The organism is Niabella soli DSM 19437 (genome assembly GCF_000243115.2).
Classification (GTDB): domain Bacteria; phylum Bacteroidota; class Bacteroidia; order Chitinophagales; family Chitinophagaceae; genus Niabella; species Niabella soli.
Genome location: NZ_CP007035.1, coordinates 2,346,547 through 2,365,308 on the forward strand (window position 1 = coordinate 2,346,547; position 18,762 = coordinate 2,365,308).

Sequence of the window (18,762 nt, forward strand, 5' to 3'; positions counted from 1 at the left end):
TTTATTTTATCGGTTCGGCAATAATTGATTTCAGCTTGAACAATTCTTTCCCCTGTTTATAAGGTTTTACAACAATACGATAGATCCCCGGTTTTACAACTGTAAAAATGGCCACAGGATGTTTTATAAATAGAAGCGGCGCTTTGCGGTCATATGCTGATGTGCGCAGGGTGCGGTACAAAAAAGTCTTGCCATCTATTTCCAGGCTGCCCTCCTGGTTGGCACTTTCCTGCGGGCAGGCATATTCCAGTATCAGTTTGTAATCCCCGGGGTCGGTGATTCGTACGGTAAATGCGGCTGCATCGCCGGGGCTCAGCATGTCCGTTACGCAAGTGGTGTGTTTCCAGTCGCCATAATAATGACTATAGGTGAGCGACTGTACTTTTGCATTACCACTGGTTTTTGCAAAGATGGCCCCCACAGGATTATTGTCAAAAGCAGCCGAAACCGTTACAGGGGCCGAAGCATTATATGCCGGGGCCGTTCCTTTGTATTCCACTACCAGCACAGCGTTGGGGCTGTGAATATTTTTAACAGTAGTCATATTCACATAAAGATCCGTACTCTTTTGTGTAAACGGGAGATTCATTTTTCCATCGAGGGCATACACTTTTGAAGCAGTATTTGTAAACCCCGGCACCAACACTGTATCATTCCCCGGGCGGTTCAGGATATGCAAAAACAACCTGCCCGGCTTTGCCGTGGTAACGCCCCAGGGCTGCGCCGGAATAAATCCGGCGGTAGAAGCATAAATACTCTCCCCGTTTTTTTGCAGCCATGCGCCTGTAGCTTTCAGATACTTTACTGAATAATAAGGTATAGTACCCAGGCCATCGGGGCCCACATTTAACATCAGGTTTCCGCCTTTGGAAGCTACATTGGCGAGCAGTTCAATAATCTCGTCCGACGATTTAAAATTCATATCGTGCGCGATATAACCCCAGGAATCATTATGGGTATAGATCGACTCCCAGGCGCCGGCAATCGGAACGGGAGGTACTTCCGAATCGCCGAAATCCTTGTAATCGCCCAGGCCCTGTCCTACCCGGCTGCTGAATAAACTTTTGGGCTGCAGCTTGCGCAATTCATTTATAAAGCGCTGCGTTTGCTCTTTGGTCATACCCCCGGGTGTATCAAACCATACAATGCCCAAAGGTCCGTAATTCGTCAGCAGCTCTTTCAGTTGCGGAATAGCTTTATCGCGATAGTATTGCTGGTAATCCTTTTTTGATTCATCAAAATCCCAGGTGTTTCTTCCCCCATTGGGTTCATGCCAATCCTGGAACTGGGAGTAATAAAACCCGAATTGTATGCCCCTCATTCGCGTAGCTTCAGACAAGGCTTTCATCGGGTCCTTTTTATATGGAGTGGCGTCCACGATATCAAAATTGGTTACTTTGGAATCAAACATCGAAAAGCCTTCGTGATGTTTGGCGGTTATGACCATATATTTCACACCGGCATCTTTTGCCAGTTGCGCCCACTCATCCGCATTAAAATTTACGGGATCGAAGGTCGCCGCAACCTTATCGTATTTACGAACGGGTATCCTGGCCTGGTTCATGATCCATTCGCCACTGCCATAATAATTCTTACCCTTCCAGGTTCCGGCCAATTTTGAATAAAGCCCCCAATGAATAAACAAACCAAACTTCGCATCTTTAAACCATTGAATATTGGGATGTTCCTTTTTTGACGCGGTGCTATCCCACATTTCTTCCATACCCTGCGCCCCGGCTGCCAAACCAGCCACAACAAAACATCCTATAAATAAAATTCGTTTCATATATTTTTTTAATTGCCGCCAAAGGCGACAGAATATTCATTCGAGGCAAGATGCCTCGAATGGCCGCGATCGTCCCAAACTTACCGCCAGGCCACCTTACCGGTTTACAAGAAAATGAACGATCCGAACCGCATTCCCCTTTGAACCTACGTTCTTTTCATCAGCAATGACTATGCTTAACCGGTGCGTTCCTTTTGATAATCCGTCGCCCAATAACACATACCAGGGCAGGTGCAGGCCATTGCTCCATTGTGTATACAGCTCAATTTTTTTCCATTCCTTTCCGTCAATAGAATAGCGGATCATACCGGCATCGGGGCCCGAGAGCACGGCAATGCCGATAGCCGTCCCGCTGAAGGGCAGCTCCAGCGTTGCCCCCGGAGCTATCCCTTCCAACACCGGCAGGTTCACAAACCCGGGACGCGTGTGTACCCCATCTTTGGGCCTCCAGGAAGGATCCAATATAAAGCCTTTTTTTAAAGCCGCTTTTTCCACGGAGATATAGGCCCCAGTCCTATAACTTTTGGTATCCAGTATTTTGGGCAAGACCGTTTTTACCGGACCCGAAGTTTCGTTTTTGTCAAAGGCCTTATCTAATAAGGTTTCAATCGCCTGCGCGTATAATGCCTGCCCGAAAGGCGACGGGTGCAGGTTTTTAAAATCGCCTTCCCAGGTAAATTCTTTATTTTGGATGCGTTCATACACTTCCTTTGCCAGATTGATAAAGGGAAGCTGGTAATAACGCGCCAGCCGTTCATGTAACTGAATCTCCCCCGGTATTTTTCCTGCTGCATAATCCGCCAGTTTAAACTCGTCTGCAAACCCCATCAGCACCATATTCATATAAGGGTTCGCTGCCAACGCATGCCGGATAATCCCTTCCAACGCCCGTTGCTGCGTAACCGCCGGAGTTCCGTTCACATAATCATTTACGGCCGACTCAATAAATAACAGATCCACCCGCCCTTTATCCAACACATCCTGTTGCAACCGGAATACATGCGGCAGGCTGCCCAAAGAAGGGATGCCTGCATTGATAAAAGTAAAATGAACATCAGGGTAGCGCTGTGCCAACCAGGTACATACCCGGTCACGCCAGCCCGTCATATTGGTAATAGAGCCTCCTAAAAACGCCACAGTAACCGCTTGTTTTTTCCGGATCCGCTCCAGCACATTATTCAAATTTCCGAACCGTTGTATAAACCGCTCTTCCGGCAGTGGATCTTTCACCGGGATGCAGTTAGCATACATAAAAGCGGCTAATTTTTCCGGTTGTTCAATGGTGAAATGATGCCCGCTCAATTCCTGTGGCCCTCTTGTCATGGGAACCACCCTGGCCGGACCTCCATTACTGATATAATTTTGAACAAGGAGGCCCGTATTTTCAGTGTAAGGAACAATGCTGTCTTTTAAGCCGATCACATGCAGGATGGGCACCTTGTATGCCGCTAACGTTTCCAGGTTATCCTTTGGCTGATCTTTATACTCCCAAGCCTGCGCTTCTGTAATGCCGAAAACTTTTAATAGTTTTTCCCAGTCGGCCTTTGATCCTTTGCCTTTTCCCTTACCGGCCGGCCAACTGGTAAAATCACAAACAGGCGCTTCTGCATAGATACAGCTTACTTTGGAGGGGTTTCTTTTGGCCCAGGCATAGGCATACAGTCCGCCCCTGCTAACCGCTTCCAATGCAGGTTTTGGGGCAAATTGTTTCTTCGTGGTAAGGTATTTATAAAGATCGTCCCATACATTTACGGCGGTGTAATGACCAAACAGATCCGGCGCTTTTACATACGCAATATAAAAGCCGCGCTCCAGCAATATACTGTCCATATCCGTATGCCAGTCGGGAAAATAGGCCCGCCATACCCAGGGGTTACCTGCGGCAGGTTTTGCAGGCGCTACATACCAGGCATTATGGCCGTTTATTGCAAAACTGTGTTTGTTGAATTTTTTCCAACGGGTATCTTTTTCATTTGTGATTGTTTGCGCGCTGCAACGGAAGGCAGTTGCCAACACCAACGAAAACAAAAATCCTATTGCTATTTTTATTTGCTTCTTCACTTTATGATTCTGTTCAATTAAACACTAAAATAATTTTGGCGACAACCGGGCTCCCGCTATTCCTTTCGGCACCAGCATAAAATGATCGTTCTGTGCAGTATTAAATACAAGCACTGTTTCCTTTGATTCCTGCAGCAGCGCTCCATTTTTATAAATACGCACCAGCCTCCCGCTCCATGGGTTACGTACCCGGCACGCTGCTCCTGCATTTGATCTTATGGCAACAAATTCAACTTCCCGGTTTTTGAGTGAAGCCGTTGTCAAAAAATTACCGCGGCACAATAGCGTAAACTGAGCATTCCATTCTTTGGGCCACGCGGCAAACACCTCAATAACCGGGTCCGCCCCCGGACCCGGAGGAGCGCTCTGGCAAAGACTTTGCTGCAAGGCATCGGCCATCCTTCCAATGCGCTGAATATTGGTGGTAAAAAAGCCTTCGCTCAGATCCATCCGGTTTTCCATTACATGGATGCGCCCATTTCCCTTTAACATATTTGGCAGCAGGTATTTGATCGCATCTGCGCGGCCCAGCACCGCTGCGGCTGCGGGTATTTTGGACAATATATGCGGGAACGTAGCTGCGGCATTACGCTCCTTAAAATAGGCATCAAATGTATTATTGGCAATACGTACCAGATCCCGGTTTCCGCCTTTATTACACAGGTCAAAAAACCACACCGGCATGGTATTCCCGTCCGGTAAACGTTGCCCAAAGCCTCTTACCTGACTTATGGATCTTTTGGCACCCACCCAAACCTCCGGCTGTTGCCGCATACCCGGGTAATCTTTTGAAGAAGGCAATGGCGACAAATGGTTGAACACCTCCTTCCAGATGGAACGCAGATCTGCATCGACATTTAATAGTTCTGATGCTTTTATAGCGGCGGGGAATATTCCCATCATGGCCGAAATTTCTTCCACAGGGTTTTCCGCATCCCAGATAGACTCATTATCATTTACATGCTGAATAAAGTAGTTACCATCTTTTCCTTTCCTGAAATTGGGAAAATTGCGATAAAATTCGGCAATACCTTTTAAAAGCGGATAGGCCAGATCGCGCAGCCATTCCCGGTCCTGCGTATATTCATAGCGCTGCCAGTACTGGTAAGCGATCTTTGCACCTCTTGAAAAAATATGATTGACCGGACCAAAAGGCCCATCGCCCCTGTCAATATACTCCCAGCGCCCATTTTTCCACTGACCGGTAAACTTCCAGTTCCAGCGGGATAAAAAAGGTTGTTTGGTAAAGGCGTAATTCATAAAGGATGCAGAACGATTGGCCCAGGGCTTTTTCAACAAATACAATTCACGCATCTCCGATGCAATGGAATCGGGCAGTGCGGGTACCCCATCAAAACCGACGGTTTCCGGTATATATACCCCTTTGGATCCCCATTGTTGTTCTGCTGCTTTTTGAAACGAAGGGATCGCGGCGGTATACATATGAAACATTGGATCCATTAATTCCAGGTGATTTGTTGGGAATAATGCCTCATAATAACAACTTTGATTAGCACCCCAGAAAGCGCCACCCCACTGGCGCGCATCTCCACCGGTAGTCCAGAGCATCCCGTTGAACTTAACAGGATACGCGCCCCTTGAACTGGACGCCATTACGTATAAAAAATAAGTATAGTTCTTTTCTATTTCGCCGGCAACGCCGTCTGCACCGGATAACTGTATAAAGGACTGTGCCCAGAACGCCGCCCACCATTTTTTATTAGACTTGTATAGCGGCTCAAACCCCTTCTGCATCGCTGCTTCCAGTTTGAGAATAGCCGCTGCCGCTATATCTTCTGTAGCATCAAAAGAAGCAGCGCTGGCAATAAAAACAGCAGATGTGTTTGTTCCATTTGTTTTTTTCAGTTGCACGGTAAGATCGTTAGTGATCTCGGCGAAGGTGTTGCCCGATAGCCCGATAGCAACCGCTGAGCTACAATAATATTCTTTTTCTTTAAACACCTGGGTTAGGACAATGTAGCGGCCTTTTATTTCCACTTTTGACCGGGCAGCATGATCTCCCCGCAGGGTCACCGGCATCCGCAGCATCCGCAGCTTCACTGCCAGTGCCGCATTTGTTTTTCTTTGATCATTGACCTGCACCGCCATAACATCCTGCTCGTTCCAGGCAATAATTTTTGCCGTTACCAACTGACCCTGCACGGCGGAAACGGCATCATAACAGGAGAGCTCTTGTTTAAAGCTAGCGCCGTTGAATACCGGCTGTTCAAAATCAAGATCCACAAAACCCGCGCCACCGCAATAATCCGTATTGCGCTGGTAAAAATTATCTGTTGCGGAATTGTTCCCAAAAATATCCACCCGGTTGATCTGCATTCTTATCTGAGAAGGCGTGGTCCATACAAGACTTCCCATACGCCCGTTGCCAATGGGTTGCCCCGCCTCACTACGGGAGGCTGGTTTGTTGTATATAAGATCGGCACGGCTAACCAACTGTTTATAGTCTGGTGTACGAAGTACCGGAACAGGTTGCCCTTTTACCGGTTGTTCGACCAGTAGAAAATAAATACTTAATATTAGCAGGCCCTTTATCTTTCCCATGATCCACTGCTCAATTTTCCATTTTATCTGATGAAGGGTACAAAGAAGATTATTTTTCAGTATACCCAATATGCTGCAACGCTGTATTACCGAGGCGCTCCTTCAACTGCTCCAGGTAAAGGCTTTTTGGGGTAACCGGATGACCATGAGCATCGTAAACACCTTCTGCCAAAAGCGGCGCTTTATTAAAGGGCATGGCATTTTTTCTGCGCGTTCCAACCGAACCAATCACCCAGTTAAAAGCGCCTGGCGGCTGCTGGTTCAAATAGGAATGTGCTTTACAATTCCAGGCAACGGCCCAGCCAATAGCCCACCCGTGTCCGGAGCCCATTTCTCCGCGGTTCATAAAATCAATACCTCCATCCGGCACCGTGCAACCATCTATTAAAAGCCCCGTTGCCCAACGCTGGTGAGGTTGAATCCATCCATTGCCTTTAAAGGTACAATTCAAAAGCACAATTGGTCCGCTTACTTTTGCGCCCGTTGCCAGGAAAAACACATTATCGCCCTGGATGGTGCACCGGTTAAAGAACAACTGGGCGCCATCCGCTGCCAGGTCCGCAGGTTTGGCGGCCCCGATCGTTGGTACTGTATGCAGTATCTGCACCGCATCAACTGTAATTCTTTTTCCTGAAATCCCGATACTGTTAACAGTATTCCGGATCTGCACATTCCGGATCCAGCCGTCGGTAAGCCCGCGCGTGCGGATGGCCGAATGATGCCCCTGGCTGATCGTCACCGATTGTTCCGGCGCTTCAATCTGCAGGTCTTCGATCCCAGCATTTTGCAGTCCTCCGCTTTTTATTATTTTCTGAAGGATGGCTCCTGGTTTTATAAAAGCCGCATCATAATTATCTGTAAAAGGGACATCGACGGTTATGGTATTCCCGTTTATTGCCTTTATGGTTCGTTCTACGGAAAGCTCGCCGGTGATCCAGGTTTGCTTTTTCTTATTACGCACCAGTGTGTCCATGCCCATAAAATGCACCCATTCCTGCGTTATGGGTTTCGAGATCATCACTATATCCCCTGCTTTAAAACCCCGGGCATCCGAAACGGTTAAAACATTCGCTCCCGACGGGATATAGGTATCTGTAACTGCTATCCCGGCGCCTTCCGGTTTAGTCTGGACAGGAGCTTCCAACCTGATGCCCACATGCGGCGGACCCGTCATCAAAATTTTTGAGCCGGCGCCGCTGCCTCTTAGCACCACCCCGCTGTTTTTAATAATAACCGGCTGTGCACAGGGAAACGAACCGGGAGCTAAAACCACCGCTCCCCGGAAACCATTTTTTAGGGGCAAATTGCCTATTGAATCAATGGCATGTTGGATCATTGCTGCATTATCGCCTTCAACAGGATAGAGCGTAGTTACCGCCTCCACGTGGGGTATTGCAACACCACCGCCACCATAGCCTGCATAAGAGAAATCCATGATCCGGTCGCCACGTGGTGTTTGCTTATATTGCAATCGCCCCTTTTTCAGTTGTACCCATGCGCTTTGCGCCAATTGGGCCTTTTGGGCTTGCAATTGAAATGCCGTTAAAAATACAAAAGTGGCGAGCAGGGATGATCTTCTCTGAATGATAAACATGATTCCTGGCATCTATAGAAATATTGAATTGCGTTTGTTTAACCTTTCATTTGAATAGTGTTTCCCACAGATAAGCGCTGATCTTTTTCGCAGATAAATCTGAAAATCAATCAGCGAATAGCTGCGTTGCATTTTGATCTGCTCAGACCAGCGGAACATTAAAGTTCGTTTAATTGAATAAAAACCATTAGAAAGTTAAGATTCATTAAGTCCTGAAAATTTAATTCATTGTCCGCACCTGCAAATCAGCACTACCTCTTTTTCATTCCCGGGGGGAGTTGATTTTCTTTTGAATTAATTTCTCCTTTACTAATACCATCTGCTTTTATAAAAACTTCAGGGCCGGCTCCCACCTTCGATCTTTCAATAACGACATCACGCGACGTTTTTATTTCAAATACGGATACGGCACCCTTTGTTGCGGGGAGCACACTCCCCTGCATCCGCAGTTGCTGCGCATCCTGCAGCAATACCGCGGGGCGCCCGTCGCTCCTGCGCAACCGGAAAGAAACATTTTTTATGTTAATATTACTGACATGCCGCGCCCAGATACCATAGGCAGGAATCACCGGGCCAAAGGTTTTTACTTCCGGGTACTTATCAATGGCTTCCGGAACATCTGCGCCCGCCTCATCAGCAGTACCGCCGCCGGGCAATTCGATCCGGATATTCTCTAATGTAACCCCGGATAATTTGTGTTCCGGTATACCCGTAATAAGAATACCCGACGCAGCTTTCAATTGGGTACTGTCCGCAGATACGGCTTCTATATTTTTCAATACTACCTTTTCAAACAATCCGGTTTTTTGCTGCACATCCTGCCCTTTACGGAAAACGCTCAACCGGACGCCCAGGCGCAATAAGATGGGGGTGCGGATATTCATCATCTTAATATCAGAAATAATAACATTACGTATCTGCGCACCATCCACCGATAATAATTTAATACCCCCGTTCTTTGTATCATAAATAACGCAGTTCCTTATGCTGATGTTTTCAAACCCCGCCATGGATTCCGTTCCCATCTTTATACCTGCCTGGTTACTTTTCAGCTTCATATCGCTAACGATGATATTATTGCATTTCATTTTACTGGAGGTCGTTTTAAAACACAAGGCATCATCGCCACTCACAATATCGCAATTACTGATCCGTACTTCCTGGCAACCATCAATATCGATCCCATCATTGTGTGCCACGCCGGTGCTCCGTATTTTCAACTGTTCCAGTTGCAGGTTCCTGCTTTGAAAATAATGGGAGGTCCAGGCTGCTGAATAGTTCAATGAAACGCCTTTTACCAGCACGCCATCGCATCGCACCACCCGCAGCAGAAAAGGACGGCGCCCCCAACGCTGACTTTCCGGACGCGTATCGGTAAGGATCTGGCGTTCTTTTAATTTTGATCCCTGCCCGTCGACACCGCCTGCTCCCACGATACCGACATTTTTTACATCAACGGCTGCAATCAGCGCCCAGCCTACATCCACACCCAATCCGTCTTTGAAAGGATCAGGATTGGTATAATCATTCACATCCGTACTCCCGATGATCCAGGCGTCCTTCTCTAACTGAAGCGTCACATTATTTTTTAACAAGACGGTGCCAGACACATAACGGCCCGCAGGGAATATAACATGCCCGCCTCCTTTTGCATTGCATGCGTCAATGGCCTTCTGGATCGCGACGGTATTTAAAGTAGTGCCATCCCCTTTTGCACCATAATCGGTCACTTTTATATCGGCTGCCTGTGCCGCAAAGCCAAGGAACAACAACAGTAAGAGCAAACAATTTTTTTTCATATCAACAGGAACCCGGCCTAATCCAATGCCCCGGTCTTCATTTTTTGTGAGTGTTTACTATTTACATTCGCCACCGGGCCTGCTACAACCAACTGCACCACCGAAGCAATTTTATCAGGCGCTGCGGCGGGCAGCTCAACCGTAATTGTTCCATTTTCATTTTTTGCTTTTAGCGCTTTCCCGTTCACCAGCAGGTTGGCACTGATCACCTTATTTTGTAATGCCGGCACTACCAGTTTACCATCTGATGGCCAATCAAAAACGAATAAATTCAGCGCAGTATTGGCTCCCGCTGCTTTCATCGTACACCGGCCCCAGGATAAATCGGGCAAAGGGCTGGCATGTGTGGCATAGATCGCTTTGCTGTTCACCTGCATCCATTTGCCAATGGCCGCCAGGCGCTCTACGCTTTCTTCGGGCACCGAGCCATCATCTTTCGGCCCGATGTTCAGCAAATAGTTGCCGCCTTTAGAGGCTATATCAACCAAATTATGAATAAGCGTTTCAGTAGATTTCCAGTTATGATCCCAGCTCTTATAGCCCCAACTGCCATTCATCGTCATGCAGGTTTCCCAATCTGTTCCATCCAATTCTGCCTGTGTAGGAATTTTTTGTTCGGGCGTTTTGGTATCGCCAGGGAAATTGGGCCGCTTCAACCGGTCATTAGTAATGATATTGGGTTGCAGTTGCAATACATCTTTTAATTTTTGCGCCGCTGCATCCGTCATGTTGGTGGGGGTATCCCACCACAACACAGCAATATCACCATAGTTGCTTAAAATTTCCTTCACCTGGGGAACCGAAACATCGTTTATATACTGATCAAATGTTTTTGTTTCCTGTGCCGGATCCCAGTGGCCGTTATGCGCTTTGGTGTACGCATCAATCTTTGCCGAGTCCGGGTTGGGCCAGCCTTCGCGCATTTCCTTACGCGCAACCGCCCCGCCAGGGTTATTCCAATCCTGCGCCTGTGAATAATAAAAGCCCAGTTTCATCCCGTATTTCTTGCAGGCTGCTGCCAATGGCTTCAGCAGGTCTTTGCCATAGGCGGTGGCATCTGCAATATTCCATTTGCTGGCATTCGATTTAAACAAAGCGAATCCATCATGGTGCTTGGCCGTAATGATGATGTATTTCATCCCGGCGTCTTTCGCCATTTTTACAATCGCATCCGGGTTATAATTAACCGGGTTAAAAGATTTAGCGCGTTCCTGGTATTCTGCAACAGGTATCTTACAGCGGTTCATGATCCATTCCGCGCCACCACGAGCCTGCTGATGCCCGTGATAAACCCCGGCCCATTGCGAATAAACGCCCCAATGGATAAACATGCCAAAACGCGCTTCCCGCCACCATTTCATGCGGGCGTCCTTATCGGCTGTCTGGCTTTTTGCTGTTCCCGCCAACAGGCATACCAGCATAAATAATGCGATCCTTTTCATTTGTATATTTTTTGTTATAGATATTGCGCTCCTCACGGAGCTGCTCTGCGAAGCTTCCAGCTTCGCAGCCTGGTTTTTTCAAAACCTTATTTAACCGTCGCTCCTACTTCCGCTGCACTTAAGACATGCGCTACCATTTTTTCATCACTATACTGATCGGCGCCGATATCCCATTTCCCCTTCCGCAATTGGCCATCCATGTCGACAGCTACTACCGGATAAGCGGCATCGCCCTTACCAATAGCCGGACTTCCTTTTGCCAAGCGGTAAATGCCCGCGGCTCCTTTAACCAACATCGGGTCTTTTTGCTGGTAACCCGAGGCAGGAATGTCGCCTGCCTGTTTTACTTCAAAGAACAGGTTATTTTTCCATACGGGATCTTTTAAATCACCCATAAGGGAGACCGCCTTTAGCCCGCCCTGAACAATATTATCTGCGACCGTAATGGCGGTAGCGCCCATTCCGTTTTTCCGGGCCTGTAATATGATATTCTCTCCGTTATTCACGAGTGTATTAAAAGCGATCAATACCCGATCGGGCCGGTCATGCGCCGTTAGTTGTGCACCGTCGGCTACTTCCCCGTCGCCATTGCCAATGGTAATGGCCGGTTTGCAATTTTCAAAATAATTACTAAAGATAGCATGATCATCGCCATAAATCCGCAGTCCCGGAGTATTAAAGAAATAGTTACTATAGACCTGGCATTTGTTGCCATGGCGGAGGGTAAACTGTGCCGGGCAATCGCGGATCGTATTATAGCGCAATACCACTCCCGACGCTTTTACAGAGATGAGCTCATTTTCTCCCGCGCACTTTTCAAAAAGATTATATTCCACCACACTATTGCTGGTAGAAAGGCTGAAGCCGCTTAATCCGAATTGCAGGGTCTCAGCACCATTTGCCCCGCCCTGATCCGGAAAATTATAGAAATAGTTATGATGAATATGGAGGCGTTCTGCTATCTGTTTTCCTTCTCCCCGTATAGCCAATATGCGCCCCATGGAGTTTTTGTTCTGAAAGGTATTATAATCAATTTCATGATCATTACCGGCAATGGTCAGGTATTCTCCTTTGCCCGGCATTTCAAAAATATTATGGGTCCAACGGCAAAAGGAAGTACCCGGGGCGCTACGCGCTTTGGAAGCGGCATGGGTAAATTTAAATCCGCTGATGATCACGTAGGTTGCGGGTTTTATCAGCTCAAAACCGCCCACTCCCGCAATTTCAGCCTTCCCAATGCTTTCTGCTTTTATAATGATCGGCTTTTCTTTTGTGCCGGTGCAGGCAATGGTAATATTCGCGCCGGCAGCGTACACGCCATTTTTGAGTACGATCTCTTCTCCGGGTTTCGCCCTGTTAATGGCTTGTTGTAGTTCATCGATAGAAGTAACAGTAACCGGGCCGGCAAACAACCGGGCCGAAAATTGCAGGAGTAAAATAACTGCTATATATTTTTTCATCCGAATGGGTTTAATACAATTAGTTCGTGATAATTAATCATGCACTGCCGTTGGATTGGGGTTCGGGTTCTTTTCATACACCCTGAAATCCGTCAGCCACAGGGATTCATTTTTCAACAGCGGGCTTTGTCCAACGGGATTCTGATTCAGCTTCCCGCCGGCAAGGCTCCGGTAGATGCCGTATTTATTACGGATATAGGAACTGCCTTTTCTCCACATATCGATATTATCATCTTTAAAATCAAGTAATACTTTACCGTCACGTACCCGCACTATTTTACAGGAATACGAACCGTTATGCGTGTAGTGCACTTCTTCTTTTACCTGTACCCATTCGCCTTCAAAATCAGACAAAGGGATGTTATCTACAATCGTTCCTTTGCCGGTGCTGGCGCCATCAACGGAATGAATGATCTGGATCCGTTTATTGGAACCATTGCTGTTTGCGCGGGGGGTAATAGTGATTAACGGACTACCATTATAAGGACCATCCTGCGCCTTTAGCTGGTGAATATGACAGAAGCTGGTAGTAGGCTGAAAACCCGGTGCTAACCTGAATTTCCATTCCAGTATTTGCCACTCATCCCAGTTCCCCTGCACTTTTGCCCAGGTGGTATTATTGGTGGCAGACTTCATTTCATTGCGCTGCCGGTCAACCGTACCGGAGCTGCAACGGTCCCCGTCTATAACCGGGTCAATATGTATATTAAACCGGAAAACATATTTATTAAAATAAGGATCCAATTCTGCGGCGCAATGCACGCCATTCGGGTCACCGCCATAACCGCCGGTGCAATGGGGATTTTCCGTATAATCAAATCCAAATTTTTTCATGTAGGTATTGATGTCATTGTACGGTTTATCCTGCAAGGCAGCATCTGATTCCATTGCGGAACTCAACTGGTAGCCGCGGTAACCCGGCCCATCCATAACCTGCTGCGCGCAGGAAGCGCCGGACTTGATCCAGCCGGTTGTTTTCACGCGCGAATAAATGGTGTCCAACTTTAATTCAATCACATACTGATCTGCCGCACCCAGCCCATCCACTTTGACAAAATTTGCGGAGGGAATATCGCAGGCAGTGTTCCCGCTGGTGTTGGTGATTTTTCCCGTCCAATCCGCCCCGTTCACTTTTGCCGACACGATATTGGCAAAAGTGGGCCCTTCGGCTCCCCGGTTTCCAAGATCCAGGATAAAGTAGCTGGCATCCTTAGCCTGGTCATTTTTTGTAATGGTATAGGTCCATACTGTATTATCATTATCCGATGGCGCTGCCAGGCTAATATTGTAGGCGCCGGTATTCACAGCACCCGACTGGGCAGCCGGGCTAAGGCCTGTTAGTTCCTTGCTGAGCGGACTTTTGGTGCCACAGGCAAAGACAAGCATTGTAAGAGCAACAACCGTAGTGCCTGTTTTTCTTAAACTTTTCATATGCAACTCTTTATTTTATTTTATGAATACGGTAACGAGGGCGTTCCGCTATTTACACTACAAATAACCTATTTATTCCGGGTGAACGGCTGTCAAAAATTTGCTTTGTGTTCAACCATTTTAACCTGGCGCCCGTTCCATTACGCCTTTTGCCTGTGCCTGAATGGTTTCCCAAAGACCGCTCCGCTGTGGTTGAGGTGACGACCGGTTAGAACAACTTCTTTCCGTCTTTCAACTTTTCCAGCCTCAGCAATGCTTCAAGATAATAGTAATCTGCGTAACTCAACGGCACATCCACTTCACTATTCGATGGTTTGGAACCCGTGCTATGTAATAAAATAAATCCAAAATCTTTTCCAATGGGAGCCCGGTACTTATTGGTAATGTTTGTCAGGATCTTTTGCGCAAGCCCCCTGTAATAACTTCCCTTTTTACTATAGGTGCTCAGTTCCAGCAATCCTGACGCTATTACTGTAGCAGCCGAAACATCACGCGGTTCATCGGGGATCCGCGGCGCGTTAAAATCCCAGAACGGAACCAGATCCTTTGGCAGGTTGGGATGGTTAAAAATAAATGCGGCGATGTGCTCCGCCTGCTGCAGGTACTTTGGATCCTTTGTTTCCCGGTAACACATCGTATAGCCATACAAACCCCAGGCCTGACCCCGGGCCCAGGCAGAAGCATCTGAATAGCCCTGGTGGGTGGTTCTTTTAATTACTTTACCCGTTGTGGAGTCGTAGTCCACCACATGATAAGAACTATAATCGGGGCGAAAATGGTTCTGCATTGTCTTATTGGCATGGCTTACCGCAATGTTGTAATAAGTTTTATCGCCGGTAAGCTTTGAGGCTTCAAACAACAATTCCAGATTAAGCATATTATCAATGATCACCGGATACTCCCATTTTTGTTTGTTATGATCCCAGGAGCGGATGACGCCGGCGGTTTTATTAAAACGTGTACTCAATGTTTTGGCTGCCTGCATCAACACTTCTTTATAATGCTGATCTTTTGTAAGCCGGTAACCATTGCCCACACTGCAATACACTTTAAAGCCCATATCGTGTGTGCCGCCATTCCATTGCTCTTTTTCGATGTTTGCCGTAAAGCTTTCCGCCCGTTTTTTCCATTCCGTGTTTTTGGAATACTCATATAAATACCACAACTCTCCCGGAAAAAACCCTGATGTCCAGTCCCCGGATTTCACCAATCGCAACTGATCTTTTTCAATGGTCCGGGGAGACACCAGCTCCTTCGAGCCATTTTTGGCTTTATCAATTTCGGCCAGCATCACTTTGGTCTGCTGCTCTGCCTCTTGAAATGTTGCCGGAATATTGAGTTGCTGCGCTTGTGCTGCACCGGTAAATAAAAAGACGGCTGCTATTGCAAATATCTTGTTTTTCATTTTTTATTTTTTTATCAATCTTAGTTCCAGCGGGCGCATCAATTCCTGCTTTGTAATAGCGGCGGGTTGCATTAATATCCGGTGCAAACCGGGTTTCAATTTTATACTACCCAATTCCTGGTCTTCAATCGCCTCTCCCTTCGCCGTTGGTTCGATTGCGTCTTTGGCCAGCAGTTTTCCATCCACCAGGATATTGCAGGCACCGCCGGTATTCGTGCCCCGGATCCTTTTGAGCACTACGCGGTATTCCGATTCCTGCTCATTTCTAAAATTCCAGCTAATGGTCTGCGCCGCCGACTTCCAGCCATCTACATAATAACGATCGGTTTTCCCATCTCCAAAACCAAACCCTTTGCCCATTAGCGTAGCATCAAAAGCCAGCATCCGCGTCAGCGGAATATTTGGCGCCAGGTAGCGCACCGAGTCAAATTTTTCCGGTGATGACAGTTCTAACACCACTACCGTGTTGACAGTATCCGGCGCTGTTTTGGGAAGTTCCATAACTACATCTTTTTTATTGAGCCGGCTTATTTTTAAAGTCTTCGATGGATCGGTTAACAGGTAAGCTTTTTTATAAGCAGACAATAATCCGCCCACATACAATTTCCCATCCGCGGGATAATTAAATACATGCAGGTATAACCTTCCAGGTTTTGCTGTACTAACGCCCCAGCTCTGCATGGGCAAAGGAGTAGCATGGGTCCCATAAATACTTTCACCGTTTTTTTGCATCCAGTTGCCAATGCCCTTTAAGATCGCCTGGTCTTCCGGGGCGATTGCGCCGTCGCCCATCGGGCCAATGTTCATCAGCAAATTGCCGCCTTTAGCCGCCGCACTTGCCAGCAACCGGATAAAATGGCCAACAGGCTTATGCGAATGATCAAACTTGCTATACCCATAGCTTTCATTGGTGGTGGGAATCGCTTCCCAATCACCGGTCACGGGATAAAATTCTGCCGGCCGGTCGGCGGTGTTCTTATAATCACCAAAATTATTTTCGGAGTTTCGTACCAGGCGCCCATTCACTACTACGTTGGGGTCGGCTTTACGAATAGCTTCCAGAATGCGGATATTTTCAGACAGCGGCAATTTGTGCGGCGTGTCGAACCACAAAATATCCGGGTGATATTTTTGGATCAGTTCCAGTATCTGGGGAATGGCCTTTTCATTCACATATTTTTGGGCCTTTTTTAATAAGTCCGGATGCAGGTTATACCAGTTCGTGCCCCCTTCCAATTGCAGATCACCGCCGGGGTTTTTATACTCCCAATCATTCCCCGGTGCATCAGGATGCTCCCAGTCGAACGCATGCGAATAATAAAATCCGAATTTCAATCCCTGCTTTTTACAGGCTGCGCGCAAAGCCGCCATCGGATCGGTTTTGAAAGCTGTTTGCGCCGCTATGTTAAAATCGGAAACCTTCGAGGGATACATCGCAAAACCATCGTGATGTTTGGCTGTAATAATGAAGTAGCGCATGCCGGCATTTTTGGCATCGGCGATCCATTCATCGGCATTAAATTTTACCGGGTTAAATTTATGCGCCAGCTCCAGGTATTCCCTGCGTGTAATTTTTTCCTTGCGCATCAGGTGCTCGGCATAGCCACCCACTTTTTTACCTTTCCATTCGCCACCGGCGAGCGAATAAATACCCCAATGTACAAACATCCCAAATTTAGCCTCACGCCACCATTGGATGCGCTGGTCATGATTTTTCATGGATGCGGTCCACCAGCCATTTATGGCGTCATGCACGGCCCTGGCATCGCGCGCATTGCCTTCCTTATTAAACATATCCTTGTCCTCATCACCTTTCACCTGCGCAACGGCGGAAAGGAATGAAGACACACATAAAATAAAAATCGCTATTTTTTTCATTGCCTTTATCTTATTGAGATTCCTCCGCTCATTCCGCTACGCTTCATTCGGTCGGAATGACGATCCTTTTGTAAATTCACTTACTACTATTCTTGTCACCGCTCCATCCATATCAGCGGGTTTCTTACCGGCAGGTTACGGATCACTTCTTCCACTTTGGGAAAATGATTCAATCTTGCCCAGGTGGCCATCCATTGCTGATCATCAAATGCCGCGGCTCCAAACACCAATGCCGGCTGGGCCACGGGCCAATCATTCCAGTACATTACATCCTGTTTGAAAGGCCATTTTGTTTTATCGTTGATATAAGGATACAAATAGGCGATCCCTTTTTTTATGGAACGGCCATCTGCGGTCTGATAATGCCAGAGATCATCCTGCTTTGAAGAAAGGATCTGGCAGAGTGTGACCATCGCATCCAGGTTAAAGAGGGAATAGCCATAAGGCTTGGTCCTAGCCAGTTCTTTTGGAAAGCTGCCATTTTCCGCCATCTGATTAGGAAGCAACACCGTTTTATAGCGGTTGCTGCAAAACGTCATCAGCTTTTTGTCCCCGGTAAACTTTGCAAAGCAGGCTACCTGCATCGTCCAGCAGGTGCCATGGTTATTGGCAGCATTCATTTCATCGATACCATATTTATGTGTTGTTACCCATTGCAGGTATTGTGTAAACCAGTCTTTTATTTTTTGCAATGCGGACCGGTCCATACCCGGTGCATCCTGCATGATATATAAACCCTGCGCCACCTCCATTAGCTGAATGGCATCAATAATACCAATGCCCCGGCCGGTAGCACGACCTTTGATGGCCTGCGCATAGAGCAGGTTTGGGTTCATCAACGTGGCTGTATCTACAAACCACGCCCTGCAATGCTCCATTGCCTTTTTTAAATATTGTTCTTTATGTGTGATGCACCATGCCGAAGCCAACGTACCAACAATGCGACTGAAGCGGATCATCGCCAGGCGATGCGCTACAAAATTATCCGGATTGGACCTACCGTCTTTTTGAATATACGGGCTGTCCGCACTCACCGGGTTAGGCCACCAATAATCTCCTTCGCTAAAAAAATCATGCCGGCCACCCGCACTGCGCGCGCTGGTTTGGGCCGTTACCGTTATGGGTTGTTCCTTCAATGCCTGATCGGCGGCGGCCAACACTTTACTACGCAATACGCTTGTGGTCTGATCGTAAAAGCGTTTCCCTTGGGTCCTTTCCGTTTGCGCTAACGTGGGCAAAACCAACAACGTAAATAGGATCGTCAAAATTTGTTTCATGTTCCAGAGATATTTCGCTCCTACGGAGTTATAGATATTGGGCTCCTACGAAGCTGCCGATATTACG

At 47.3% G+C, this 18,762-nt stretch carries 11 protein-coding genes; all 11 read right to left on the reverse strand.

Annotated features, from left to right (window positions below):
- Position 1: 1 nt before the first annotated feature.
- Positions 2-1,786 carry an alpha-L-fucosidase gene (locus NIASO_RS09945; RefSeq protein ID WP_008585482.1) on the reverse strand — a complete coding sequence of 595 codons (1,785 nt, stop codon included), beginning with the start codon at positions 1,784-1,786 and terminating at the stop codon, positions 2-4.
- A gap of 96 nt (positions 1,787-1,882) precedes the next feature.
- Entirely contained in the window at positions 1,883-3,847 is a 1,965-nt protein-coding gene (locus tag NIASO_RS09950; protein ID WP_245605251.1) for an SGNH/GDSL hydrolase family protein, read from the reverse strand.
- 24 nt (positions 3,848-3,871) lie between these two features.
- Positions 3,872-6,409 carry a glycosyl hydrolase family 95 catalytic domain-containing protein gene (locus tag NIASO_RS09955; protein ID WP_008585487.1) on the reverse strand — a complete coding sequence of 846 codons (2,538 nt, stop codon included), beginning with the start codon at positions 6,407-6,409 and terminating at the stop codon, positions 3,872-3,874.
- Between the two features lie 49 nt (positions 6,410-6,458).
- Complete coding sequence (locus NIASO_RS09960) at positions 6,459-8,015, reverse strand: hypothetical protein (RefSeq protein ID WP_008585489.1); 1,557 nt, start codon at positions 8,013-8,015, stop codon at positions 6,459-6,461.
- A 239-nt stretch (positions 8,016-8,254) separates the two neighbouring features.
- A complete protein-coding gene (locus tag NIASO_RS09965) occupies positions 8,255-9,787 on the reverse strand; it encodes a glycoside hydrolase family 28 protein (RefSeq protein ID WP_245605169.1) in 1,533 nt (510 codons plus the stop codon).
- Between the two features lie 32 nt (positions 9,788-9,819).
- Positions 9,820-11,244, reverse strand: a complete 1,425-nt coding sequence (locus tag NIASO_RS09970) for an alpha-L-fucosidase (RefSeq protein WP_008585492.1) — start codon at positions 11,242-11,244, stop codon at positions 9,820-9,822.
- A gap of 86 nt (positions 11,245-11,330) precedes the next feature.
- Positions 11,331-12,704 carry a polysaccharide lyase 6 family protein gene (locus NIASO_RS09975; protein ID WP_008585494.1) on the reverse strand — a complete coding sequence of 458 codons (1,374 nt, stop codon included), beginning with the start codon at positions 12,702-12,704 and terminating at the stop codon, positions 11,331-11,333.
- A gap of 33 nt (positions 12,705-12,737) precedes the next feature.
- The gene (locus NIASO_RS20425) at positions 12,738-14,135 is read right to left on the reverse strand and encodes a hypothetical protein (RefSeq protein ID WP_008585495.1); all 1,398 of its coding nucleotides are present in this window, start codon (positions 14,133-14,135) and stop codon (positions 12,738-12,740) included.
- A gap of 208 nt (positions 14,136-14,343) precedes the next feature.
- Positions 14,344-15,540, reverse strand: a complete 1,197-nt coding sequence (locus NIASO_RS09990; RefSeq protein WP_008585496.1) for a glycoside hydrolase family 88 protein — start codon at positions 15,538-15,540, stop codon at positions 14,344-14,346.
- Between the two features lie 3 nt (positions 15,541-15,543).
- A complete protein-coding gene (locus tag NIASO_RS09995) occupies positions 15,544-17,418 on the reverse strand; it encodes an alpha-L-fucosidase (protein ID WP_008585497.1) in 1,875 nt (624 codons plus the stop codon).
- Between the two features lie 95 nt (positions 17,419-17,513).
- Entirely contained in the window at positions 17,514-18,695 is a 1,182-nt protein-coding gene (locus NIASO_RS10000; protein WP_008585498.1) for an alginate lyase family protein, read from the reverse strand.
- Positions 18,696-18,762 lie beyond the last annotated feature (67 nt).